This is a genomic window from Salmonella sp. SAL4457 (assembly GCF_046548235.1).
Classification (GTDB): domain Bacteria; phylum Pseudomonadota; class Gammaproteobacteria; order Enterobacterales; family Enterobacteriaceae; genus Salmonella; species Salmonella enterica.
In genome coordinates this window covers 1-232 of the sequence record NZ_JBGDZO010001420.1, presented here as the reverse complement: position 1 = coordinate 232, position 232 = coordinate 1, and the positions used below count along the sequence as shown (strand labels likewise).

At 63.4% G+C, this 232-nt stretch carries 1 pseudogene; it reads right to left on the bottom strand.

The features are described from left to right. A pseudogene (locus ACLJNW_RS28855) lies at positions 1 to 232 on the bottom strand (hypothetical protein); the annotation flags it as partial.

The following is a 232-nucleotide window of genomic DNA, read 5'->3' as shown; positions in this document are numbered from 1 at the left end:
CGGCGGGGCTGTGGTCCTTGTTCTTCGACGGCTTCACCGAGGTGGTGGCGAAGTTGTTGTTGCTCAACGGATTGATCACGTAGCCCTGCACCGTGTTCCGCCGGACGTTGAACAGCTTCGGGTAGGCCAGCGGTATCCATGGGGCCTGTTCGTGGAATACCACCTGGGCCTGCGCGTACAGTTTCTCCCGCTCGGCCGGATCGCTCTCCTCGCGGGCCTTGCGCATCAGCGC